The sequence below is a fragment of the Saccharopolyspora sp. NPDC050389 genome (genome assembly GCF_040655595.1).
Lineage (GTDB): Bacteria > Actinomycetota > Actinomycetes > Mycobacteriales > Pseudonocardiaceae > Saccharopolyspora.
Genome location: NZ_JBFAKG010000049.1, coordinates 1 through 24,437, shown reverse-complemented (window position 1 = coordinate 24,437; position 24,437 = coordinate 1). Strand labels below are relative to the sequence as shown.

Annotated in this window: 18 protein-coding genes; 12 read left to right on the top strand and 6 right to left on the bottom strand. The window is 70.6% G+C overall.

Annotated features, from left to right (window positions below):
* Positions 1 to 114 precede the first annotated feature (114 nt).
* Complete coding sequence (locus AB0I53_RS28575) at positions 115 to 1,737, bottom strand: PucR family transcriptional regulator ligand-binding domain-containing protein (RefSeq protein ID WP_358609399.1); 1,623 nt, start codon at positions 1,735 to 1,737, stop codon at positions 115 to 117.
* A gap of 148 nt (positions 1,738 to 1,885) precedes the next feature.
* Here AB0I53_RS28575 and AB0I53_RS28570 point away from each other — a divergent pair, with 148 nt between their 5' ends.
* From AB0I53_RS28570 to AB0I53_RS28555, 4 genes are all read left to right on the top strand, one after another.
* A complete protein-coding gene (locus tag AB0I53_RS28570) occupies positions 1,886 to 3,187 on the top strand; it encodes an aspartate aminotransferase family protein (protein ID WP_358609396.1) in 1,302 nt (433 codons plus the stop codon).
* Positions 3,184 to 4,677 (top strand): CoA-acylating methylmalonate-semialdehyde dehydrogenase, encoded by a 1,494-nt coding sequence (locus tag AB0I53_RS28565; RefSeq protein WP_358609393.1) that lies wholly within the window; start codon positions 3,184 to 3,186, stop codon positions 4,675 to 4,677. The genes AB0I53_RS28570 and AB0I53_RS28565 overlap by 4 nt, the downstream gene beginning before the upstream one ends.
* Positions 4,678 to 4,767: 90 nt before the next feature.
* Complete coding sequence (locus AB0I53_RS28560; protein ID WP_358609390.1) at positions 4,768 to 6,192, top strand: amidase; 1,425 nt, start codon at positions 4,768 to 4,770, stop codon at positions 6,190 to 6,192.
* A gap of 160 nt (positions 6,193 to 6,352) precedes the next feature.
* A complete protein-coding gene (locus tag AB0I53_RS28555; protein ID WP_358609387.1) occupies positions 6,353 to 7,696 on the top strand; it encodes a PrsW family intramembrane metalloprotease in 1,344 nt (447 codons plus the stop codon).
* Positions 7,697 to 7,699: 3 nt separating this feature from the next.
* Here the strand turns inward: AB0I53_RS28555 and AB0I53_RS28550 are convergent, their stop codons facing one another.
* Entirely contained in the window at positions 7,700 to 9,205 is a 1,506-nt protein-coding gene (locus AB0I53_RS28550; protein WP_358609384.1) for a glycosyltransferase family 39 protein, read from the bottom strand.
* Between the two features lie 162 nt (positions 9,206 to 9,367).
* Between AB0I53_RS28550 and AB0I53_RS28545 the strand changes: the two genes are divergently transcribed.
* The 4 genes from AB0I53_RS28545 (at position 9,368) to AB0I53_RS28530 (ending at position 15,176) form a co-directional block, all read left to right on the top strand.
* On the top strand, positions 9,368 to 9,613 hold the full coding sequence (locus tag AB0I53_RS28545; protein ID WP_358609381.1) for a hypothetical protein: 246 nt from the start codon (positions 9,368 to 9,370) through the stop codon (positions 9,611 to 9,613).
* 372 nt (positions 9,614 to 9,985) lie between these two features.
* Entirely contained in the window at positions 9,986 to 10,405 is a 420-nt protein-coding gene (locus tag AB0I53_RS28540) for a CBS domain-containing protein (protein WP_358609378.1), read from the top strand.
* Between the two features lie 143 nt (positions 10,406 to 10,548).
* Positions 10,549 to 11,205, top strand: a complete 657-nt coding sequence (locus AB0I53_RS28535) for a response regulator transcription factor (protein WP_358609375.1) — start codon at positions 10,549 to 10,551, stop codon at positions 11,203 to 11,205.
* Between the two features lie 17 nt (positions 11,206 to 11,222).
* The gene (locus AB0I53_RS28530; RefSeq protein ID WP_358609372.1) at positions 11,223 to 15,176 is read left to right on the top strand and encodes a HAMP domain-containing protein; all 3,954 of its coding nucleotides are present in this window, start codon (positions 11,223 to 11,225) and stop codon (positions 15,174 to 15,176) included.
* A gap of 4 nt (positions 15,177 to 15,180) precedes the next feature.
* Here AB0I53_RS28530 and AB0I53_RS28525 read toward each other — a convergent pair whose 3' ends face one another.
* The 3 genes from AB0I53_RS28525 to AB0I53_RS28515 all read right to left on the bottom strand — a co-directional run bounded on the left by AB0I53_RS28525 (position 15,181) and on the right by AB0I53_RS28515 (position 19,355).
* The gene (locus AB0I53_RS28525) at positions 15,181 to 15,306 is read right to left on the bottom strand and encodes a hypothetical protein (protein WP_263399570.1); all 126 of its coding nucleotides are present in this window, start codon (positions 15,304 to 15,306) and stop codon (positions 15,181 to 15,183) included.
* 174 nt (positions 15,307 to 15,480) lie between these two features.
* Positions 15,481 to 17,058: a BCCT family transporter gene (locus AB0I53_RS28520; protein WP_358609368.1), complete on the bottom strand. Its 1,578-nt coding sequence runs from the start codon at positions 17,056 to 17,058 to the stop codon at positions 15,481 to 15,483.
* 317 nt (positions 17,059 to 17,375) lie between these two features.
* Complete coding sequence (locus AB0I53_RS28515; RefSeq protein ID WP_358609365.1) at positions 17,376 to 19,355, bottom strand: translation factor GTPase family protein; 1,980 nt, start codon at positions 19,353 to 19,355, stop codon at positions 17,376 to 17,378.
* A 270-nt stretch (positions 19,356 to 19,625) separates the two neighbouring features.
* Here AB0I53_RS28515 and AB0I53_RS28510 point away from each other — a divergent pair, with 270 nt between their 5' ends.
* The 3 genes from AB0I53_RS28510 (at position 19,626) to AB0I53_RS28500 (ending at position 22,839) form a co-directional block, all read left to right on the top strand.
* Positions 19,626 to 20,819, top strand: a complete 1,194-nt coding sequence (locus AB0I53_RS28510) for a four-carbon acid sugar kinase family protein (protein WP_358609362.1) — start codon at positions 19,626 to 19,628, stop codon at positions 20,817 to 20,819.
* Positions 20,816 to 21,808 carry a 4-hydroxythreonine-4-phosphate dehydrogenase PdxA gene (pdxA, locus tag AB0I53_RS28505; protein WP_358609359.1) on the top strand — a complete coding sequence of 331 codons (993 nt, stop codon included), beginning with the start codon at positions 20,816 to 20,818 and terminating at the stop codon, positions 21,806 to 21,808. The genes AB0I53_RS28510 and pdxA overlap by 4 nt, the downstream gene beginning before the upstream one ends.
* A gap of 248 nt (positions 21,809 to 22,056) precedes the next feature.
* Positions 22,057 to 22,839 carry a DeoR/GlpR family DNA-binding transcription regulator gene (locus AB0I53_RS28500; RefSeq protein ID WP_358609356.1) on the top strand — a complete coding sequence of 261 codons (783 nt, stop codon included), beginning with the start codon at positions 22,057 to 22,059 and terminating at the stop codon, positions 22,837 to 22,839.
* Between the two features lie 33 nt (positions 22,840 to 22,872).
* On the opposite strand, the gene AB0I53_RS28495 is transcribed toward AB0I53_RS28500, so the two are convergent.
* Complete coding sequence (locus tag AB0I53_RS28495) at positions 22,873 to 23,700, bottom strand: alpha/beta hydrolase (RefSeq protein WP_358609353.1); 828 nt, start codon at positions 23,698 to 23,700, stop codon at positions 22,873 to 22,875.
* A gap of 49 nt (positions 23,701 to 23,749) precedes the next feature.
* Between AB0I53_RS28495 and AB0I53_RS28490 the strand changes: the two genes are divergently transcribed.
* Positions 23,750 to 24,343: a TetR/AcrR family transcriptional regulator gene (locus AB0I53_RS28490; RefSeq protein ID WP_358609350.1), complete on the top strand. Its 594-nt coding sequence runs from the start codon at positions 23,750 to 23,752 to the stop codon at positions 24,341 to 24,343.
* Positions 24,344 to 24,437 lie beyond the last annotated feature (94 nt).

Below are 24,437 nucleotides of genomic sequence, written 5' to 3'. Positions count from 1 at the left end.
CTGAAGACGACCTCGAGCACGCCGGGCTGGTGGTTCTCGAAGGTCAGCGCCGAGAAAACCTTGTACTGGCCCCGTTGCGGGTTTCGGAGAAGCCCGGAAGTTGCGGCCCCGGCTTCACGTTCTGTTGTGGAGGTCTCGGGCGAGGAGCGCGACGTGTAGTGACACCAGGGATTCCGGGGCGCTCAGTGAGACTCCCAGTAGCTGCTCGATGCGTGCCAGTTGGGCGTAGTAGGCCGTTCGGGAAAGGTGTGCCGCCGTGGCTGCCGCGGACTTGTTCCCGCCGTGGCGGCAGAGCGATCGCAGCGCGTCCAGCAGCCTTTCGTTGGACATGATCGGCCCCAGCTCTCGTTCTGCGAACGCGATCAGGCGCTCGTCGCCGCGCAGCAGGTGCAACAGCCCGCGCAGCCGCACGTCGTCCAGGCGGTGGAATTCTCGGCCGCCGTCGTCGATGTGCAACGCCGCCTCCGCGACCTGCGCCGCCTCGGTCAGCGTCCGGCGCGCCCCGGCGATCGAGCCGACGACGCTGCCGACCGCTATCACCACCTGCAGCGAATGCGTGCCCGCGGACCGGCGGACATCCGCCGCCAGGCGGGTCAGCACGGCGTCGGCGTCGGGTGTTCGCAGCGCCACCAGGGCTTGGACGGTGATGTCGTCGACGACACCCACCAGCACCGGCAGCTTCGCCTTGCGCGCGGCGAGTGCCGTCGCCTCGGCGAGATCCCGCAGCACCTGCTGGGTTTCCAGCGCCGGTGCGACCGTCGTCGTGGTGTGCGGGCGGACCGCGATGCCCACCAGCGGCCCGTCGAGCGGCACGCCGACGCCCGCGGCCCGCGCCGCCAGGTCGGCGGTGTCGGCGTTGCCCGCGAGCAGCTCGGTGATCAGCGTGCGGTGCGTCTGGCGCTCCAGGCTCTCCCGGTCGCGGGTCACCAGCCGGTTCACCGCCAGCGCCGACGCCGCCCGTTCGGCGACCACCACGTGCCGGTGCGGCGGCTCCGGGCCGAGCATCACGAGCCGGCCCCAGTCATCCCCGCGAGCCCCGACCACGGTGGTCAGCCACTGCTGGTCCGGGTTGTAGGAGGTGCGGCCGGACTGCACCACCGAGCGGGAGCGCTCTGCCCACTCCGCCAGCAGCGCCACCGGGTCCTGGCCCGCCGAGTCGTAGGCCAGCACCTGGTGCGCGAGCGTCTCCAACACCACCGGGCGGCCGGCGATCCGTGCCGCTTCCCGCAGCACCGACGCGGGTTCGGCGCCCGAGGTGGTCAGCGCGGTGAACGTCTCGTGGATGGCGTGCGTCGCGCGCAGCTCGGCCAGCTGGGCGTCGCGGATCCGGGCGATCACCGCCTCGGTGACGGCCACGAACTTCGTCTCCTCCGACAGCGTCACCAGCGGCAGGTCGTGCCGGTGCGCCGCGTCCACCAGCGCCGTCGGCACCCGGTCGCGCCACCGGCGCACCAGCTCCACGACAAGCCCGCACGCGCCGACCGCGGCGAGCTCGTCGACGTAGCGCACCAGCCGCGCGGGATCCTCGGGGAGCGCGATGCCGGTGGTCAGCACCAGCTCGCCGCCGCTGAGCAGCGGGGCGATGTCGGCGATCTCCGCGACGTGCACCCAGCGCACCCGCCCGTCCAGGCCGGAAGCGCCGGCCACCACCCGCGGCTTGCCGCGCCGCAGGACCGGCAGCTCCAGCACCTCGGACACGGTCGGCAGCGCCAGCACGTCCGGCGAGATCGGTTTCATCGCGGCATCCATGGTGCACAAACCGTAATACCCGGCGGGCCAGATGAGTACAGGTTGTCCGTGGAAGCGGCCGCCGCGGCCGACGAGACTGGCCGCAGTGGCACACCGACCGCCGAAACCGGCCACGTCTGGAGAGAAGAGGACGCTGATGACGGAATCCTTGTTGGCCAGGCACCGCGCCGCCCTGCCCAGCTGGCTGGCGCTCTACTACGACGAGCCCCTCGAGATCGTCGCGGGCGAGGGGAGGCACGTCACCGATTCCGACGGCAACACCTACCTGGACTTCTTCGCCGGGATCCTGACCAACGCCATCGGCTACGACGTCGCCGAGATCAGCGACGCGATCCGCCGCCAGGTCGACACCGGCATCCTGCACACCTCGACGCTCTACCTGATCCGGCAGCAGGTGGAGTTGGCCGAGCGGATCGGCGAGCTGTCCGGGCTGGCCAACCCCAAGGTGTTCTTCACCAGCTCCGGCACCGAGGCCAATGAGACCGCGCTCATGCTCGCCACCCAGTACCGGCGCAGCAACCAGGTCCTCGCGCTGCGCAACTCCTACCACGGGCGGGCCTTCGGCACCCTCGGCGTGACCGGCAACCGCGGCTGGTCGGCCAGCTCGCTGTCCCCGGTCAAGGTCAGCTACGTGCACGGCGGATACCGCTACCGCAGCCCGTTCCGCGACCTCTCCGACGCCGACTACATCGCCGCCTGCGTCGAGGACCTGCGCGAGGTCATCGAGACCACCACCGCAGGCGACGTGGCCTGCATGATCGCCGAGCCGATCCAGGGCGTCGGCGGCTTCGCCACCCCGCCAGACGGGCTGTTCGGCGCCTTCGCCGAGGTCTTGGACGAGTACGGGATCCTGCTGATCTCCGACGAGGTGCAGACCGGCTGGGGCCGCACCGGCGAGCACTTCTGGGGCATCCAGGCGCACGGCGTGGTCCCGGCGGCGATGACCTTCGCCAAGGGCCTGGGCAACGGGCTGGCCATCGGCGGAGTGGTCGCCGAGGCGGAGCTGATGGACTGCCTGACCGCCAACTCGATCTCCACCTTCGGCGGCAACCCGATCTCCACCGCGGGCGCCGGCGCCGCCCTGGCCTACCTGCTCGACAACGACCTGCAGGGCAACGCCGCGAAGCTCGGCACCCGCCTGCTCGACGGCCTGCGGGCGCACGCCGAGCGGTGCCCGCTGATCGGCGACGTGCGGGGCAAGGGACTGATGATCGGCGTCGAGCTCGTCGAACCCGGCACCCGCACGCCCGCCGCCGCGTCGGCCACGCGGGTGATGGAACTGGCGAAGCAACACGGGCTGTTGGTAGGCAAGGGCGGGCTGCACGGGAACGTCCTGCGCCTCGCACCCCCGATGACGCTGACCGAGGAAGAAGCGGCACAGGCGCTGCAGATCCTCACCGACACGATCACGCTGGCCGACCAGGAGCTCCACCGATGACAGAACTGATCAGGCACTGGATCGCGGGCAAGTCCGACGACGCGACCCCGCAGCGCAGCGGGGACGTCTTCGACCCCGCCACCGGGCAGGCGACCAAGCGGGTCGCGTTCGCCGCCGAGTCCGATGTGGACGCAGCGGTGGCGGCGGCCGCCGAGGCGCTCAAGACCTGGCGGCGCACGTCGCTGGCGAAGCGGTCCAACGTGCTGTTCGCCTTCCGCGAGCTGCTCAACCAGCGCAAAGGCGAGCTGGCCGAGATCATCACCGCCGAACACGGCAAGGTCGTCTCCGACGCCGCCGGCGAGGTGCAGCGCGGCCTGGAGAACGTCGAGTACGCCTGCGGCATCCCGAACCTGCTCAAGGGCGGCTTCTCGGAGAACGCCTCGACGAGCGTGGACGTGCACTCGGTGCGGCAGCCGGTGGGCGTCGTCGGGGTGATCTCGCCGTTCAACTTCCCGGCCATGGTGCCGCTGTGGTTCGTGCCGGGCGCCATCGCCTGCGGCAACACCGTGGTGCTCAAGCCCAGCGAGAAGGACCCGTCCGCGGCGAACTTCATCGCGCGGCTGTGGCAGGAGGCCGGGCTGCCCGACGGCGTGTTCAACGTGGTGCACGGCGACAAGGTCGCGGTCGACGCGCTGCTGGCGCATCCGACGGTGAAGGCGGTGTCGTTCGTCGGCTCCACGCCGGTGGCGCGCTACGTCTACGAGACCGGCACCGGCAACGGCAAGCGGGTGCAGGCCCTCGGCGGGGCGAAGAACCACATGGTGGTGCTGCCAGACGCCGACCTCGACCTGGCCGCGGACGCCGCGGTGTCGGCGGGGTTCGGCTCGGCGGGGGAGCGGTGCATGGCGATCTCCGCGGTCGTCGCCGTCGACCCGGTCGGCGACGAGCTCGTCGCCAAGATCGCGGAGCGGATGGCCAAGCTCAGCGTCGGCGACGGGCGCCGCGGCTGCGACATGGGCCCGCTGGTCACCGCCGCCCACCGGGACCGCGTGACGTCCTATGTGGACGCCGGTGTCGAAGCCGGCGCCGAGCTGGTGGTGGACGGGCGCGGCGTGCGGGTCGACGGCGGCGACGACGGGTTCTGGCTCGGGCCAACGCTGTTCGACCGCGCGGGCACCGACATGTCGATCTACACCGACGAGATCTTCGGGCCGGTCCTGTCGGTGCTGCGGGTGCCCGACTACGACTCGGCGATCGAGGTGCTCAACGACAACCCGTATGGCAACGGCACGGCGGTCTTCACCGAGAACGGCGGCGCGGCGCGGCAGTTCTGCGAGGAGGTCGAGGTCGGCATGGTCGGCGTGAACGTGCCGATCCCGGTGCCGGTTTCGTACTACTCGTTCGGCGGCTGGAAGGACTCGCTGTTCGGCGACGCGCACGCCTACGGCCCGGACGGCATCCAGTTCTACACCCGCACGAAGGTCATCACCACGCGCTGGCCGGACCCGTCCCACGGCGGCGTCAACCTCGGATTCCCGCAGAACAGCTGAGCAGCGGCCGTGAGTCTTTCGGGCAGCCACCGCCGCCCGAAAGACTCACGGCCGGAGTGACCGGCGGACAACTGAAACTTGAGGAGTGCCATGTCGGAGCTGATCTACCTCAGTGCGACCGAAGCGCGCGCGTTGTTCGCCAAGCGTGCGTTATCCCCGGTGGAGTTGTTGCAGGCGCTGATCGAGCGCACCGAGCAGGTCGAGCCGAAGGTGAACGCGTTCACCGAGCGGCTCTTCGACGAGGCACTGGACGCGGCCAGGCAGGCCGAGACGCGGTACCTGGGCAAGGGACCCGCGCCCCGGCCGCTGGAGGGTATTCCGGTGGCGGCCAAGGAGAAGCACGCCATCGCGGGTAAGTCGCTGACCGAGGGCTCGTTGATCAACAAGGGCAACGTCGCCGCCGAGAACGCCCCGGTCATCGACCGGATCCTGGACGCGGGCGGCATCATCCACGCCCGCACCACCACCCCGGAGTTCAGCATCTCCGCGTTCACCCACACGCCGATGTGGGGAGTCACCCGCAACCCGTGGAACCCGGACTACTCGCCCGGCGGCTCCTCCGGCGGGTCCGCCGCCGCGCTCGCCTCCGGAACGGCGCTGCTGGCCACGGCGTCGGACATCGGCGGCTCCACCCGGATTCCCGCCTCCTTCACCGGAACCGTCGGGTTCAAGGCGCCCTACGGCCGGATCCCCGGCACCCCGCCGCTGTCGATGGACTTCTACCGCGGCGACGGCACGCTGGCCCGCACCGTCGACGACACGATCCTGTTCGCCAACACCCTGATCGGCCCGGATCCGCGCGACCACACGTCGCTGCGGCCCCGCATCACCCTGCCCACCGAGTACGAGCCGGCCGCCGGGATGCGGGTGGCGCTGTGCGTGCGGCTGGGCGACCACGACGTCAAGCCGGACGTCGAACGCAACACGCGCGCGGTGGCCGCGGCGCTGGAACAGGCCGGGGTGGTCGTCGAGGAGATCGAGCTGCCCTGGACCCGCGCGGAGATCGGCCGGGCCACGGCCGCGCACTTCGGCACCATCTTCGGGGCGCTGGTGCAGGACGTCGTCGGCGACCAGCGCGACCTCGTCGCGCCCTACACCGCGGCGTTCCTGGGCTGGGCGGCCAAGGCCGCGGGCAACGGCCGCTTCCTCGACGGCCTGCGGATCGAAACCCGCATGCAGCGCGAACTCGCCGAGGCCATGTCCGGTTTCGATGCCCTGCTGTGCCCGACCGCGGCGATTCCCGCACTGCCCGCCGGCGACGACCTGATCGGCGAGTTCGAAGTGGACGGTCACCGCTTCGCCCGGTTCTCCGACGCGACCATGACCATCCCGTTCAACATGAACAACCGGTGCCCGGTGCTGGCCGTGCCCAGCGGCCACGGCGACAACGGCGTGCCCACAGGCGTGCAGATCGTCGGCCACACCTACGACGACGCCACGGTCTTCCGCCTGGGCAGGGAGCTGGAACGCGTCCGGCCGTGGACGTACACGGAGAGCCATCGACCGGCGTTCTAGGCTTTCTCGTTGCGTAGCAGAGATCGAACTGCGGCAGCGCGCCCTCACCCGCGAAGCAGCGCGCCCTCACCCGCGAAGGAGTGCTGGTAGCAAGCGCCGATTTCCGGCAAGATCGCGGTACCCGGGGCAGGGCGGCGGGGCGTCTCATACGCTCGCGGGCATGCCCGCACTCAGTCCCCGGTCCGTCCTGGAAGGCCGCAGCACCAACCGCGCGCCGATACCGCTGATCATCGGCCTGGTGGCGTCTGGTTTCTGCCTGCTGCTGGCGCTGGCCTTCTACCTGCTCCAGGGCGGGCCGGTGAACGTGGTGATCGGCACCGCGCTGGCGCTGCCGACCGCGGTCGTGCTCATCGGGCTGATCCTGCTCATCGACCGGTTGGAGCCGGAGCCGCAGCTCAACCTGTGGCTGGCATTCGGCTGGGGCGCCGGGGTGGCCATCATCGGTGCGCTGGTCGTGAACACCGGCAGCGAGATCCTGATGGCGCCGGCGCTGGGCGCGGAGGCCGCCTCGGTGATCACGGTGTCGATCGTGGCGCCGGTGGTGGAGGAGAGCTTCAAGGGCGCGCTGTTGCTGTACCTGCTGTGGGTGCGGCGGCACGAGATCGACGGGCCGACCGACGGGATCGTCTACGCCGGGATGTGCGGGCTGGGCTTCGCGCTGGTCGAGAACGTCCTCTACTACATGCAGGGATTGGGCGCCGAGACCGGCGAGATCTGGGGCACCGTGCTGATCCGCGGCGTGATCGCGCCGCTCGGGCACCCGATGTACACCGCGATGACCGGGCTCGGCGTCGCCTACGCCGCGACGCACCGCGGCGTGGGCCGGTTCTTCGCCGTTGTCGGCGGTTGGTGCGGGGCGGTCTTCCTGCACGCGCTGTGGAACGGCAGCCTCACGTTCGCCGGCTTCCCGGGCATGGTGGTGGCGTACCTGGTGCAGTTCCTGGTGCTGATCGCGCTGGTCGTGATCCTGGTGCTGGACCGCAAGCGGCTGGTGCACCTGATCCGCAAGTACCTGCCCGCCTACATCCCGAGCGGCCTGGTGCAGCCCCGCGACGTGCAGATGCTCGGCAGCCTCGCCGGCCGCCGGCAGGCGAGGCACTGGGCGCGCACGCAGGCGGGCGCGAATGGGGCGCGGGCGATGGGCGACTACCAGCTGGCGGCCACCGAACTCGCACTCTTGCACGCGCACGCCGAGAAGGAGACGATCCCGCCGGAGAAGTTCTTCGCCAGGCGGGAGGCCATCTTGGGGTTGATGCGGGCTGCGCGGGACGCTTTCTTCCGGCGGATGCCGCAGGCGCCCCCGCCGCCGTGGGCGCGCCAGGAGCAGTCGGGCTTCTTCACTCCGCCCGCGCGGCTGGCGGCGGGGCAGCTGCCGGCCTACCAGCCGCGACCGCCGGGCTTCGGCGGCCCGCAGCCGGCGGGCGGGCACCGGCCGCCGGGGCGTCCGCCGCAGCCGCCGGGGCCGAATGGCCCGCGGCCCGGCGGTCCCTGGGGCCCGCGGTGAGCGTCAGATGGTGCGGATTCGCGGCCATAGTGCGGGCCACGGCTGCTTCGGGCCCTGGTAGAGCGTGATCGTGTTGCCCTGCGCCACGTTCACCAGGCCCGTCTCGACCTCGCCGAGTTCCCGTGATCGTCCGAAGTGGACTGAAAGCCGGTTCCTGTTCCCGACGTAGAGCACGGTGTCGGCGGATTCCGGTGGTGCGCCGAAGAACCAGTAGCCGCGGTGCGGGCTGTAGGCGCGGGGCAGGCCGGCCTTCCGGCCGAGGACGTCGAGCGCCCCGGCCAGGTAGTAGTTCTCGGCGATGATCGCCGTGCGGCGCTGCTGCTCGGCCGGCAGCTCCCGGTACGCGCGGGCGACCGCTTCGGTGAGTTCCGGCCAGCCGGTCTCGTAGAGGCGGACGTAGCTCGGCAATTCGGCGTGGCGGGCCAGGAAGCCCAGCGGGTAGATCGGTAGCAACGCCAGCGGCAGGATCGCCGAGAGCAGGTACGCGGGCCACAGCAGCTTTCCCGTGCGGCGCTGCAAGCCGGTGGCCGCCGCGGCGAACAGCAGCCCGAACAGGCCCGCGACGTAGTTCGGGCGGCCACCGGCGACCAGGAAGAACAGGAACACCGCGATCGCGGTCCAGCCGAGGAACCGGAACGGGCGCAGCTCCGGGGCTCGCAGGAGCCGGACGACGCCGTAGCAGCAGCACGCGGCACCCACCACCAGGCCCGCGTAGAACAGGGAGATGGGCACCAGGAGCAGCCGGTCGTTCTCGTTGTTCACCGCGGTGCCCATCGCTAGGGCCGGCCAGCCGTTGCGGGCCTGCCACCACAGCGTCGGTATCGCCGTGACCAGCGGGATCGCGGCGGCTAGCCACAGCATCGGCCGGGCGAAGAGGGACCTCGGGCCGGTGATCGCGATGCTCAGCAGCAGCGCCGCGATCAGCACGAGCACCTGGAACTTCGTCTGCACCGCCAAGGCGGTGATCAGGCCGATGCCGAGCAGCAGCCGGTCGCGGTCGATGCCGCCGTGCTTGAGCCGGGCCCAGCGGATCAGCAGCCACAGGATCGCCGTCCATTCGAGGAGCTCCATTGTGGACGCCGTCAGCCAGTGGCCGTTCAGCAGGATCCACGGCGAGAGCGGATAGGCCGCCGCGGCGAGGACCTGCGCCCGCTGGTTCCCACCCAGCTCCCGGGCCATGAGCGCCGTGACGATCGCGCCGAGTGCCGTGGTGATCGCCGGGAGCAGCCGGAAGGCGAACAGGGAACCGGGAAACGCCCAGTCGAGGAACGCGGCGAGGAACGGGACCAGCGGTTGCTGGTCCATGTATCCCCAGGCGGGGTAGAACTTTCCGGCGGCCAGGAAGTAGAGCTCGTCGGTGACGTAGTCGTAGCGGGTCGTCAGGGCCAGCAGGAGCGCGAGGATCGACGCGGCGGTGGCGAGCACCGCGGAGCGGGCGAACGGCGGGAGGGCGCGGGGGATGCGATCCGTGGTTTCCGCGGCGCTGGCGGTGCTGGAATTCGTGGCCATCTGCCCCCCGGACCTCGCGCGTTTCGCGACGCAGTTTAATCGCGGTGCCGGGCCGCGGCGCCGATCTCGGGTTTTCCGGAGCGGCGCGGGCACGCCTGTTCGAATCGGCCGGGAGGCGGTGAACGGCGTGCCGGGGTTGCCGGATTGGGCTACAACGGGCGCATGGCGGAAAACCCGAACGACGACCTGTCCGCCCTGCGGCCGGGGCAGGTCGAGTCCAAGGACAACGGGGAGCGGTTCGGCCGCTCCGCCGGTGGGTGCCTGGTGCAGCTGCGGCGCCGGGTCTCCGAGCCGGGGTTCGTCGTCACCGTGGACGCCGAACCCCGACCGGACGTGCCGACCGAGCTGATCACCCACGAGTGGGCCGCGGCCAATGCCGCGTTCGACCGGTACATGCACGAGTACTGACGGAGCCGGCCATGATCGGCGGTGTGGCTGGAGTTTCGCGATGTGCGGGTTGCGCCGGTCATCGGCCGTGAGTCTTTTGGGTCGCTATAGCAGCCCAAAAGACTCACGGCCCCGATGCCGGCTCGGACGTCCTGCATTCGCCGTCGCGACCGGGAATCTTGCTGGCATGCCGACGATTCGCGACTCGATTAACGACCACAGTGGACTGATCTGCCGGTAGGTGCCGGAGGGTGTCGGCGGCGCGAGCCGCGCCGTCGTGCGTCCGCCCCGCCGCCCTGGGTGGACCGCGGGCACGGTCCCTGCTGCGGTTTCGCCGGGGACCGGGGCGGGTAGTGCGAGGGCAGCCCAGCACCGCAGTCGAAAGGATCAGCCATGACCACTGCGCGCGACATCATGCATGCAGGGGCGAAATGCATCGGTGAGGACGACAGCTTGTACACGGCCGCGCAGATGATGCGCGACCTCAAGGTCGGGTCGCTGCCGATCTGCGGCCGGGACGACCGGCTGCACGGCATCATCACCGACCGCGACATCGTCCTGCGCTGCTGCGCGGAAGGCCGCGACCCCGCCAAGATGAAGGCCGGGGAGCTGGCCCAGGGCAAGCCGCACTGGGTCGATGCCGGCTCCGACGTCGGCAAGGTGCTCTCCATGATGGAGGAGCACCAGATCCGGCGGCTGCCGGTGATCGCCGACCACCGGCTGGTCGGCATGATCAGCGAGGCCGACCTCGCCCGGCACCTCACCGACGAGCAGTTGGCGCACTTCGTGGAGAGCGTCTACGCGATGAAGTGAAGCCCCTCGCCGGCGCCCGGCCCACGCCGGGTGCCGGCGGTCGCCCCTCTTCGGCGAGTTCCGGCCAGCGCCCCGCAGTGGGGCTATTTATCCTGGTCAGTGCCCTCCCTACGAGTTCCGGGCGAAGGGGGCGGGAATACCAGATGACCACACGCGTGTTCGTGGTCGACGACCACGATGTGATCCGGCGGGGAATCGCCGCGCTGGTGGCTGCGGAGGACGACCTGGAGCTGGTCGGCGAGGCCGCGACCGTCGCCGAAGCGCTGGCCTGGGTGCCGAAGGCGCAGCCGCAGGTCGCGGTCCTGGACGTGCGGTTGCCCGACGGCAACGGCGTCGAGCTGTGCCGCGAACTGCAGTCGCAGCTGCCCGCGCTGCGCTGCCTCATGCTGACCTCCTTCGACGACCACGACGCCCTGATGGACGCGATCATGGCCGGCGCCGCCGGGTTCGTGCTCAAGGGCGTGGTCAGCGAGGAGCTGGTCACCGCGATCCGCACAGCCGGGGCCGGGCAGTCGCTGCTGAGCCCCAAGAAGACCGAGGCGATGCTGGCCTGGCTGCGCCGGGAACAGCAGCAGACCGACCCGCTGCGCGAGCTGACCGCCCGTGAGCGGCAGGTGCTGGAACTCATCGGCGAGGGGCTCACCAACCGGGAGATCGCCAGCCGCATGTTCCTCGCCGAGAAGACCATCAAGAACTACGTGTCCCAGATGCTGGCGAAGCTGGCCATGCGACACCGCAGCGAGGCCGCGGTGCTGGCCACCGAGCTGCGGCTGGACCGCGATTCGCGCGGCAAGCGCTGAGCGGGGCGGAGGCCGTCATGTCGTCACAGCCGCCGGACGTCCCGTCCGCGGAGCTCGACCTCGCCGGGCCGGTGAGAGAGGACGCGCTGCTGACGCGCCTGCTGATCGGGCTGAGCGAACTGCGGGACGGCAACTTCCGCCGCCGCCTGGTGTTCTCCGGCGGAGGGCTGGCCACCGAGATCGCCACGGTGTTCAACGAGCTCGCCGAGCGCAACCAGTTCCTGATCGGCGAGCTGCAGCGGGTCGGCGTCGCCGCGGAGCGGGGCGACTGGCCGATCCCGCAGATCGACTTCGACGGCTCCTCGCGCGGCGGCTGGACGGTCGCCGCGAACTCGGTGAACGGGATGATCCGCACCCTGCTGGCGCCGATGGCCGAGCTGAACCGGGTGTTGGGGGCGCTGACCCGCGGCGACCTGTCGCAGCGGATGCCGCGCCGCGCCGCGGACGCGGCGCTGCCCGGCGAGCTGGCCGGGCTCAGCACGGCGGTCAACGACATGCTGGACCAGCTGTCGATGTTCGCCCAGGAGATCACCAGGGTGGCGCGGGAGATCGGCACCGAGGGCAAGCTCGGCGGCCAGGCGCAGGTGCCGGGCCTGGTGGGCACCTGGCGGGACCTGGCCGATGCGGTCAACGGGATGGCCGCCGACCTGACCGGCCAGCTGCGCGACATCTCGCACGTCGCCAAGGCGGTCGCCGCCGGCGACCTGACCCGCAAGATCACCGTCGAGGTCTCCGGCGAGACGCGCGAGCTCAAGGAGACCATCAACACGATGGTCGACCAGCTGTCGGCGTTCGCCGAGGAGGTCACCCGGGTGGCCCGGGAGGTGGCCAGCGAGGGCCAGCTGGGCGGTCAGGCCGAGGTGCCCGGCGCGGTCGGCACCTGGCGCGGGCTGACCGAATCGGTGAACTTCATGGCCAACAACCTCACCGTGCAGGTCCGCAACATCGCGCAGGTCGCCACCGCGGTCGCCCGCGGCGACCTGACGCAGAAGATCGACGTGGACGCCCGCGGCGAGATCCTGCAGCTGAAGAACACGATCAACACGATGGTCGACCAGCTGTCCGCGTTCGCCGACGAGGTGACCCGGGTGGCCCGGGAGGTCGGCACCGAGGGCAAGCTCGGCGGCCAGGCACGGGTGCACGGTGTGGCGGGCACCTGGAAGGACCTGACCGACAACGTCAACATCATGGCCGACAACCTGACCAACCAGGTGCGCAGCATCGCGCAGGTGGCGACCTCGGTGGCCGGCGGCGACCTGTCGAAGAAGATCATGGTGGAGGCCAAGGGCGAGGTCGCCGCGCTGGCCGAGACGATCAACGGGATGGTCGAGACGCTGCGCGCGTTCGCCGAGCAGGTCACGCTCGTCGCGCGCGAGGTCGGCACCGAGGGCATCCTCGGCGGCCAGGCCAGGGTGCCCAACGTGGCGGGCACCTGGAAGGACCTGACCGACAACGTCAACATCATGGCCCGCAACCTGACCAACCAGGTGCGCAACATCGCGCAGGTGACCACCGCGGTGGCTCGCGGCGACCTGTCCAAGAAGATCGACGTCGACGCCCGCGGCGAGATCCTGGAGCTCAAGACCACCATCAACACGATGGTCGACCAGCTGTCGGCGTTCGCCGCCGAGGTCACCCGGGTCGCCAGGGAGGTCGGCACCGAGGGCAAGCTCGGCGGGCAGGCCGAGGTCGCCGACGTCTCCGGCACCTGGCGGCGGCTGACGGAGAGCGTCAACCGGCTGGCCCTCAACCTCACCACTCAGGTGCGCGCCATCGCGCAGGTCGCCACCGCGGTCACCGAGGGAGATCTGACGCGGCAGATCACCGTGGACGCCTCCGGCGAGGTCGCCGAGCTCAAGGACAACATCAACGCCATGATCAGCAACCTCGAGGAGACCACCAACGCCAACCAGGAACAGGACTGGCTGAAGACGAACCTGGCCCGGATCTCGGCGCTGATGCAGGGCCAGCACGATCTGGACGCGCTCGCCCAGCTGATCATGACCGAGCTGGCGCCGCTGGTGTCGGCCCAGTACGGCGCGTTCTTCCTGCGGCGGCCGGGGGAGGACGGCCGCAGCATCCTGGAGCGCACCGCCGCCTACGGCCGCCCCAGCGACCGCAACGGCCGCCCGCCGCTGCGCTTCGAGCTGGGGGAGTCGCTGGTCGGGCAGGTCGCGTCGGACCGCAAGTCGATCCTGGTCGCCGACGCGCCGCCGGGCTACATCCGGATCAGCTCCGGGCTCGGCGGCGCCGCGCCCACCAACGTGGCCATCGTGCCGGTGCTGTTCGAGGGCGAGGTGCTGGCCGTGATCGAACTGGGGTCGGTCAACACGTTCACCCCCGTGCACCTGGACCTGCTGGAACGGCTGAAGGAGACCATCGGCGTCGACGTCAACACGATCGTGGTGAACTCGCGGACCGAGGCGCTGCTGGCCGAGTCCCAGCACCTGGCCAGGGAGTTGCAGGCGCGCTCCGAGCAGCTGCAGCAGCAGCAGACCGAGCTGCAGCGCTCCAACACCGAACTGGAGGAGAAGGCGGCGCTGCTGGCCAGCCGCAACCGGGACATCGAGCTGAAGAACATCGAGATCGAGCAGGCCCGCCAGGAACTGGAGGAGCGGGCCCGGCAGCTGTCGCAGGCCTCGGCCTACAAGTCGGAGTTCCTGGCCAACATGTCGCACGAGCTGCGCACCCCGCTGAACAGCGTGCTGATCCTGGCCAAGCTGCTGGCCGACAACATGGAGGGCAACCTCACCTCGCAGCAGGTGGACCTGGCCAAGACCGTGCACCAGGCGGGCACCGATCTGCTGCAGCTGATCAACGACGTGCTGGATCTGTCCAAAGTGGAGGCCGGGCAGATGCACCTGCTGCCCGAGGACGTCGAGCTGGCCGACCTCGCCGCGCACGTGGAGTCGCTGTACCGGCCGCTGGCCGCGGACAAGGGCCTGGACTTCAAGGTTTCCGTGGCACCGTCGGTGCAGTCGAGCCTGCGCACCGACCGCAACCGGCTGGAGCAGATCGTGCGGAACCTGCTGTCCAACGCGGTGAAGTTCACCGACCGGGGCGGCGTCGAGCTGCGGATCCGCCCGGCGCAGCCCGCCGAGGTGCACGTCCTGGCGCTGCGCCACGCCCGGCAGCGGCTGGCGTTCTCGGTGCGCGACACCGGCATCGGCATCCCGGCCGACAAGCTGAACCTGATCTTCGAGGCGTTCCAGCAGGTGGACGGCACCACGGTGCGCAAGTACGGCGGCACCGGCCTGGGGCTGTCCATCAGCCGCGAGCTGACCACGCTGCTCGGCGGCGAACTCCAGGTGCAGAGCGAGCCCGGCGAGGGCAGCACCTTCACGCTGTACCTGCCGGTCGAGCCGCCGCTGGGCAGGCCCGCGGAGCTCGTCGAGCCGGTGGCCGAGCCGGAACGTCCACTGCGGCCCTACGCGCCGAGCGCGGCGGAGACCCACCTCGACGTGTCGGCCGAGGGCATCGACCCGCCGATGCGGTCCACCGAACTGATCCGGCAGGAAGGCCACCAGCACATGCTGCGCCCCGGCGAGCCGGAGGAACACGTGTCACTGCAGTTCAACGGGGAGAAGGTGCTGGTCGTCGACGACGACTACCGGAGCGTGCAGGCGATGACGCTGCTCCTGGAGCAGCACGGCCTGCAGGTCGTGCACGCGGACAACGCGCTGGCCGGGCTCAACGCCCTGCAGCAGCACGGCGACATCGTGATCGTGCTGATGGACGTGATGATGCCGGAGATGGACGGCAACGCCACCATCCGGATCGTCCGGGAGATGCCGCGCCACCGGGACCTGACGATCATCGCGATCACGGCGAAGGCGATGAAGGGCGACCGGGAGGCGAGCATCGCGGCGGGCGCCAACGAGTGCCTGAGCAAGCCGGTCGACGTCGGCAAGCTCCTGGAGCTGCTGGCCGAGCACCTGCCGGCGGGCCGCGCCCCCGAATCCGAGGACTGAGGAGTCAGTCGACCTGCTCCGGCTCTTCGATCGTCGGCATCTCGGCTAGCTGCTCGCGGAGCTTCTGGGCCCAGGCGAGGTCGCGCGCGAACGTCGCGTCGAAGTGGTCGATGCCGTGTGGATCAGCCATGGCGGTGTCCCAACTCTGATAGCTCGCAGGCTGTTGCCGACCACCATAACCGCCGGTGGAAGCCCCGCTGGCGGCCCGGGGCCGTCGTTCCCGGCAACGGCCGGGGCGGCTGTTGCCGGTGTGCCGCCGGGGGCGTTCCACAGCCCCCGGCGGGCCTCCGGCGGACGACGAACGTCACACTTCCGGGTCTTTCGGCACTGTTCCGACCGCCACCGGTTCCTTCTTCTCCGGCACCGTCGCGACCAGCGGGTCCTGGCGCAGCTCCCGCCACAGGGAGACCGCCAGCGCGAGCATCACCAGCACGAACGGCGCCGCCGTGACGATCACCGTGTTCTGCAACGCGTCGAGCCCGCCGGCGACCAGCAGCACGATCGCGGTCACACCGGTGAGCCCGCCCCACAACGCCAGCACCGACGTCCGCGGCCGGGGGTGGCCGTCGGAGGACAGCATGCTGAGCACGAAGGTGTTGGCGTCCGCGCCGGAGATGAAGAACAGCAGCACCAGCGCCATCGCGATCAGCGACGTCACCGTCGGCCAGGGCAGTGTCTCGAGCATCGCGAAGATCGCGTTGTTGGAGTCCTGCGCGGCGGCCTGCGCCACCTGCCCGCCGCGGAAGGCGTCCTCGAAGATCGCCGAACCGCCGAAGGCGGTGAACCAGAGGAAGAACACCGCGCTGGGCACGCCGAGCACGGCGATCACGAACTCGCGGATGGTGCGGCCCTTCGAGATGCGGGCCAGGAACACGCCGACGAACGCGCCCCAGGAGATCCACCAGGCGAGCATGAAGTACGTCCAGCTCTGCATCCACTCCAGCTCGCCGAAGATCCCGGTGCGCAGGCTCATCGGGATGAAGTCGCCCGCGTACTGGCCGAGCGACTCCACCAGCAGGTTGAGCACGAAACCGGTCGGCCCGAGCAGCAGCACGAAGCCGAACAGCAGCACCGCCAGGCCCATGCTGGTCTCGCTGAGGAACCGGATTCCCTTGTGCAGCCCGGTGATCGCCGAGATGGTGAACAGCAGCGTGACGACGGCGATGATCAGGATCTGCGTGCCGGTGCCGCCCGAGACGCCGAACAGCCGGGACAGGCCGCCGTTGATCTGCAGCGCGCCGAGGCCCAGCGAAGTGGTCGTACCGAACAGCGTCGCGAAGATCGCCAGCACGTCGATGGCCTTGCCGAGCGGGCCCTCGACGCGGTCGCCCAGCAGCGGCCGCAGCATCGGGCTGACCAGGCCCTTGCGGCCCTTGCGGTGGGTGGAGTAGCCGAGCGCGATGCCGAACACCGCGAAGATCGCCCAGGCGTGCAGGCCCCAGTCGAAGAACGAGTACTGCATCGCGACCACGGCCGCGTGCTTGGTGCCCGGCTGCGCCAGCGCGTGCGGCGGGGTCACGAAGTGGCTGATCGGCTCGGACACCCCGTAGGAGACCAGGCCGATGCCCATCACGGCGGCCAGGATCATGGCCAGCCAGCTCAGCGTGCTGAACTCCGGGCGGTCGGTGTCGGCGCCCAGCCGGATGCGGCCGAAGCGGCTGGTGGCCAGCACCACCAGGAAGCCCAGCATCGCCAGGCTGGCGACCAGGTAGACCCAGCCGAACGTGCCGGTGATCCAGTTCAGCGCTGCGCCGGTGACCGCGTCGAGGCTGTCGGTGAACAGCGTGGCCCAGAGCACGAACAGGGCGCATAGCGCCACCGATGTGTAGAAGACCGCGCCCAGCCGGTTGGCCGGAGGCGTGGGAGTGCTGGCTCGTGCCATTAGGTCGACTCCAGAGGAAGGTTCGGAACCCGTTCCGGGCGCGCGTATCCGACGCTGCGGCCCGATCAGGGAAGAGTTGAGGGAAGCGCCGCGGACCCGGACGCGCGGAGGCGCGTGCGACGGCGGGCGCAGAGGTGGAGGCTGGTGGAGGCTCTTCCTGTCGGAGATCGCGGCCTGAGGTCCCGTCGAACCTCGATGCTGGCGGTCCGGGCAACTGCCGCGCGGAAAAAGCCCGCCGCCGAAACGAGAACTATACCGCACCCGCGTGCGACCACAGTGGAAGCGCCCGGCCGTGTGGCGGAGCACACGGCCGGTCGCTAGCGCCCGATCACGCGCCGTCGCAGCAGATATTCCTTGCGGTCCAACGGATTGTGATCCGTCCTGGGTCGGGTCGGGATCGCGCCGCGGACCGGTTCGTAGCGGTCGAAAGTGGAATCGAGCACGCCTTCGCCGCGCGTCAGCCCCGGCAGCTGCTGCTGCAGTTCGTGCACCCGCGCCGCCGGGATCTCGCCCTCCAGCACGCACGACGAACCGCCGCGCATCGTCGTCGTCCGGGGAGCAGCGCGTAGCCGTGCGAGCACGGGCAGTGCCGCGCCGAGCACACCGGCCGGGAGCTCCAGGTGGAAGCGGTGCATCGGCTCGGACACTTCCGTGCCGCTCTGCCGCAGTGCGCTCATCAGCACCAGCGGCGTCAGGTTGCGGAAGTCGCCGGCGGTGCTGGACATCGTCTTGTCGAAGGTGCCGCGGGAATGGCTCTGGCGGGCCAGGTAGTGCGAGTACGTCATCGTGACCAGGCAGTCGGTCACGTTCCACCCGTAGACGCCCTGGCGCAGCGTCTCGCGCGCGGATTCCTCCACCGCCTTGATGAACGCCGACGGCAGCGACCCGAGCTCGATCTCCAGCCGGAAGTCCACGCCCGAGTGCGGCTGCACCCGCAGGCCGATCCCGGCGAGGAACGGGTTGTCGCCCTTGCCGATCATCTCGGTCGACGCGCCGGTGCCGGTGGGGCGCTCGATGCAGATCGTGGTCGTTTCCCGGAACCCGGCGTCGATGCCGTACTCGTCGGCCAGCGTCGCCTGGATGACCTCCTTCTGGACCTCGCCGTAGAGCGAGACGGAGATCTCTTGCCGCACGTCGTCCTGCCGCAGGTCGATCAGCGGGTCTTGCTCGGCGAGCTGGGTGAGCGCGAGGTGCAGCGCCCCGAGTTCGGCCGTGCGGCGCGGAAAAACCACGGTTTCCAGCGTCGGCGGCGCGAACCGGTGGTTCGTCCCGGCGCGGGGTTCGCCGACCGGGTCGCCGATCCGGACGTCGGCGAGGCCCCAGAGCTTGCCGATCTGACCGGCCGCGACCGATGCCCGGCGGGTCGCGCCGCCCCGGTCGAAGACGCTGATCGCGGTCACCTTCGCCGCATCGTCGCCGTGGAATCGCAGCCGATCGCGCGTGCTCAGCGTGCCGGAGAACATCCGCACGTAAGCGATCTTCTCCCCGGCGGGGCCGCGCTCGACCTTGAACACGGTGCCGGAAAGCGGCCCGTCGGCGGCGCCATCGGACGTCGGCAGGAATTCCCTCATCCCGGCGATCAGCGTGCCCACGCCCGCACCGGTGGCCGCGGAGCCGAAGTACACCGGATGCACCAGCGCCCGCTTGGTCTGCGCGGCGAGCTCCCGGCGAATCCGTTGGTGCGGCAGCGTTGTCCCGGCATCGAGGTATTCAGCCAGGAACTCGTCGTCGTGCTCTGCGAGCACGTCGGTCAACCTGGTGGTGAATTCGGCATCTGCGCCGTCGAACGGCGTGAAATCGGCGTTGCGCGTGACGGGATCGCGCACGTGTCCTATAGGGACGGTCGCTGGCGTCAGCTTCTCGGAAATGCCTTGCAGCACACGGTCGTACGTCGCGCCGGCGCGGTCGATCTTGTTCACGAAGATGAGCGTCGGAATGCGCAGCCGCCGCAAGGTTCGCAGCAGGATGCGGGTTTGGGCCTGCACGCCCTCGACGGCGGAGATCACCAGCACGGCTCCGTCGAGCACTCCCCGCACGCGTTCCACCTCGGCGATGAAGTCCGGGTGGCCGGGCGTGTCGATCAGGTTCACTGCGATGTCGTCGACGACGAACGAGATCACCGCGGATTTGATCGTGATGCCGCGCCGCCGCTCCAGTGCGAGCGAGTCGGTCTGCGTGCTGCCGTCGTCGACGCTGCCGATCTCGTCGATGACACCGGCGGCGTGCAGCAGCCGCTCGGTCAGGCTCGTCTTACCGGCGTCGACGTGCGCCAGGATCCCCAGGTTCAACGTGTGCACTGAGCTTCATGTCCTCTGCATGGGTGGCCATTGCCTGTTGGGTGGCCAGGGCAGCTCGGCGCATCTGGGGTCATCTCCTTCGTCGGTTCGCCGGGATTTCAGCAGAAGTCCGGATCGCGGGGCAATCGGTTTTCGAGACCTGCGCGTTGTGGTCATCGACCTGCGCACTATTGCGTGATTCGCGCAGCGATCACTATGGTGTAGCTCGCGGCGCCGGCCGCGCGACGCGGGCGGCCGGATGGGTTCCGTTGAGCGGAAGAGCAGGTGATCATGGGATCGCGAGTCTTGGTTGTGGCCGATGACCTCAGCGGTGCCGGTGACTCCGGCGTCCCCTTCGCGTTGCGCGAAATGCGCACATTGCTGGCTCTTGACGACACCGGCGACGCCGAGGTGTTCGTCGCCGACACCGACAGCCGCCACCTCGAACCGGCGCAGGCGGCCGAGCGCGTAGCGACGGCGCTGCGCGGGCACGCCGCCGGCCGGGTGGTGTTCAAGAAGATCGACTCGACCCTGCGCGGGAACCTCGCCGCCGAGATCGGCGCGATCGTCGAGCACGCCGACGGCGCCGGAGTGCTGCTGTGCCCGGCATCCCCTGCGACCGGGCGCACGGTGCTCGGCGGCGTCGTCCACATCGGCGGAATCGCCTTGCACCACACCGGTTCCTGGACCGCGGAGGTCGCCGATCCGCCGGTCGACATCGCCTCGGCGCTCAAGCCACTGGTGGTGCGGCACGTGGCGCTCGCGTCGATCCGCGGCAACGCCGCGGCGCTGCGGGCGAAGCTCGCCGAACTGCTCGCTGAGGCCGATGTCGTGATCTGCGACGCCGTGGCCGAAAACGACCTGCGGGCCGTGGTGACGGCCGGGATGGCAGGTGCCCGGCAACCGCACTGGGTGGGCTCGGCGGGGCTGGCGGATGCGCTGGCCGAGCAGCTGCGACCGGGGCGCGAGGTCGAGCCTCCGCGGCCGGTCGGCGGCCGCGCGCTGGCGGTGATCGGCAGCGCCAACGACGTCTCGCGCGAGCAGGCGGACTTCCTGGCCGAGCGGCTCCCGCACGTCCGCCGATTACCGGTGCGGAACCTGCTCGACGCGAACGCCACCGCCCTGGCGCGGATGTCCGAGCAGCTGCGCGACGAGCTGGCCACCGGCGACGTCGTCGTCACGGTGGACGGCCCGGTCGACGCCACGTCGGCTCGCCGGGTCAACGCGGCGTTGGCCGAAGTCTGCGCACCGGCGGCGGAACATGCCGAGCTGCTCGTGCTCACCGGCGGCGAGACCGCTCGCGCGGTGCTCAGCAGGCGCGGCGTCACGGGCCTGCGACTGCTCAACGAGCTGGAACCGGGCGTGGTGCTCGCGCGCACCGAGCCGCAGCCCGGCTACGTCATCACCAAGGCCGGCGGCTTCGGCACGCCGGAGACTCTGCACCGGGCCATCGCGGCGGTGCGTTCCGGAAGGGGGCTCGGATGAACCTGCCCACCATTGCCGTCACGATGGGCGATGCGGCCGGCGTGGGACCAGAGGTGGTCGTGCGCGCGCTCGTGGAGCCGGAGGTGCGCGGGCTGGCCCGCTGCGTGGTGGTCGGCGACGCCGCGCGCCTGGCGAGGGCCGCCGAGATCTGCGGCGTCGACGTGCGGTTCAAGACCGTCGACTCGCCCGCGCAGGCGACCGGCGAGCCGGGCGTGATCGACGTGCTCGACCTCGGGATCATCCCGGCGGACCTGCCGTTCGGCGAACTGTCCGAAGTGGCCGGTGAGGGCGCCTACCGGTACGTGGCGAAGGCCGCCGAGCTGGCGATGGCCGGGGAGGTGCAGGCGATCTGCACGGCGCCGCTGAACAAGGCTGCGCTGCACGCCGCGGGCCACCGCTATCCCGGGCACACCGAGCTGCTCGCCGAGCTGTGCGGCGTTCCGGAGGTGTCGATGATGCTGTCCACCGGCAAGGTGCGGGTCATCCACGTGACCACCCACATCGGACTGGTCGACGCCATCGAACGCATCGAGCCGGGCCTGGTGGAGCGCACCGTCCGGCGCGGGCACCGCACGATGGTCGATTCCGGCGTCGCCGAGCCGAAGATCGCGGTGTGCGGGATCAACCCGCACGCCGGCGAGAACGGGCTGTTCGGCCGCGGCGAGGAGGAGGAGAAGATCGTCCCGGCGCTGGAGGTCTGCCGCGCCGACGGCATCGACGCGCAGGGGCCGCTGCCCGCCGACACGGTGTTCTTCCGCGCCGGGCGGGGAGATTTCGACCTGGTGGTGGCCATGTACCACGACCAGGGGCACGGGCCGGTGAAGATCCTCGGCCTGGAGGCCGGGGTGAACATCACGGTGGGCCTGCCGGTCATCCGCACCTCGGTGGACCACGGCACCGCCTTCGACATCGCGGGCACCGGCCAGGCCGAGGCGGGCAGCATGGTCGAGGCCCTGCGTCAGGGCGCGGCACTCGCCCGCCGCCCCTGAGCGTGGTTTGTTTTGTAAGCGGCGTTAGCCGCTTGCGGTGTGGGACTCAGTTTGCACCGCCGTGGGTTCTCAACGGTGTCCTGCGGGGACACCCCGCACCCCGGGCTATCTCGCGAGGACAGCCCCAGCGCCGCGTATTGGACATACATAAGTCGGGGATCCCGGAGTCGAGACGGCATCTGAGGTTCCGCTACCCGCACCGCTACGCAAGTTGCTACCAAGAATTTCCTTGTTGGGAGGATGGCGGGGTGAACACTGATTTCGGGCAGCGGATGTCCGCGGGCCAGCGGCGCGCGTTGATCGAGCGGCTGGTGACCGAGCAGGGCGCGGTGCAGGTGGAGGAGCTCGCGGAATCCCTGGCGGTCACCCAGTCCACCATCCGCCGCGACCTCTCGCTGCTGACCGAGCAGGGCAAGCTGGCCCGCACCTACGGCGGCGCGATGCCAGCGACGGCGACCGAACCGTCGCTGGGCCAGCGCACCGCGCTGGCCACCGCGGAGAAGGACCGCATCGCGCGGTGGGCGGCGGAGCGGATCGGCGCGCCGGACACGGTGCTGCTGGACGCCGGGACGACCACCGGCCGCCTCGCCCACCACCTGCGCGACCGCGCCGGGCTGACGGTGATCACCAACGGCATCACGGTGCTCACCGAGTTGGCCGACGCCGATGCGGTGCAGGTGATCGCGCTGGCCGGGGAGATGCGGCACATCAGTCAGGGATTCGTCGGGCCGCTGGCCGAGCTCACCCTGTCGCGGCTCACCGCGGACAAGGTCTTCCTCGGCGCGGACGGCCTGGATCCGCGGCTGGGCATCTGCGAGGCGAGCCTCCTGCAGACCCGCCTGAAGGAGCAGATGATGGCCCGCGCCCGGGAGGTCTACGTGCTGGCGGACGGCAGCAAGCTGGGCGCGGCGCCGTTCAACGCCTGGGCTCCGCTGCCGGCGACCTGGACGCTGGTGACCGACAGCGGCGCCACCGACGACGACCTGGCGCCGTTCCGGGCGTTGCCGGGCGCCGAGGTCGTCGTGGTGTGAAGCCGAAACCGTTGGTGCGATCGCAAGAACGGCTCAGATGAGGAACTCGCCGAGCTCGCGGGCGACCGCTTCGGGCTCGTCGAGCATCGAAAGCACGTACGCGCCGGGCACCTCCGCGTAGCGGGCGCGAGGCATGAGCGCGGCGAGGCGATGGCCGTGCTCCGGGGGCATGACCCTGTTGTCCGGAGACCACAGCACGAGCGCTTCGCCCTGGAACCGGCTCAACGCCTCGGTGTCCCGGATGAGGCTCGGCCCGTCGAACGGGCCCCGGCAGTAGGCGAGGAGGTCGCGGCGCACTCCCGGGTTGCGCAGCAGGGGCTCGGTCCAGCGCCGGACGAGGTCGTCCGGGACCGGACGCCGCGCCATCTGGCCGAACAGCAGCGGAAGCCCGCGTAACCGGCTCACCCGGAGTTGGCGCGCCGCGAACTGCAGGCCGCCGGGAATCCGGCTCGCGATCTTCACCATCGTGCCCGGAAGCCCGGGCGGGAAGTTGTCGAAGGCCTCGCACGGCAGGAAGACCTGGCGCGCCACGCGGTGGTCGAGGCCGAGCGCGGTCAGCAGCAGCGCGCCGCCCCAGTCGCTGTGCACGAGCGTCACGTCGTCCAGGTCCAGCGCGTCGAGGAAGTCGGCCACCACCCGCACCTGACCGGCCAGGGTCAGGTCCGCGCCCGGGTTCATCGGCCGCCGGTGCGCGCCGAGGGGCAGCACCGGCCGCACGATCCGCAGGCCGCGGGGCAGCAGCGGGAGCACGCGATCCCACACGGTGTGGTCCATCAGGAGCCCGTGCAGCAGGACAACCGGCGGCCCGGATCCCGTCTCGTCGTACTCGACGATGCCCGCCGGCAGTTCGATGCTGCGCATGCCACCTCCTAGAACGATCATTCTAGAGAGACCGTTCTACCATGCTCGGGTGAAGACGGACCAGCGAATCGTGAACGCGATGGCGGAGTTGTTGCGGGTGCAGGGCTATGCCGCCACCGGAATCCAGCAACTGGCCAAGGCATCGGGGGCGCCCACCGGTTCGATCTACCACTACTTCAAGGGCGGCAAGCGCGAGGTCGCGGCCGCGGCGCTGCGCCAGACCGGCGCCACCTACATGGAGCTGCTGCCGCTCCTGCTGGACCGGCACGCCGACCTGGCGACCGGAATCGAGGCGGCGTTCGCCGCCGCGGCCGAGGACCTGGCGCAGACGGGCTGGGCCAACATGTGCCCGGTCGGCACCGTCACCGGCGAGATCGCAGACGTCGAGCCGCAGCTGCGCGAGGTCGCGGACGAGGTGATCGCGTCCTGGATCGACGAGGGTGGCCGCTACCTGGCGAGCAGGGGACTGTCCGATGCCGACGCCCGTGCCGCGATGTACGCGCTGCTGGCGGCGCTGGAAGGAGGATTCCTCCTGGCCAGGGGCCAGCGCAGCGCCGAACCCCTGCTCGCCGCGGGGCGCGCCACGGCCGCCTATGTCGCTTCGCTTCCCGTAGCGGCCCCGGCCGAGGCGCGGCCGAAGTAGGGCGACTGCCCGGCATCGACGGGGCCGTGAGTCTTTTCCTGGAGACGCCGTTCGCATTCATCGGCAGTGTCGAGCAGATCGCCGATCAAGTGCT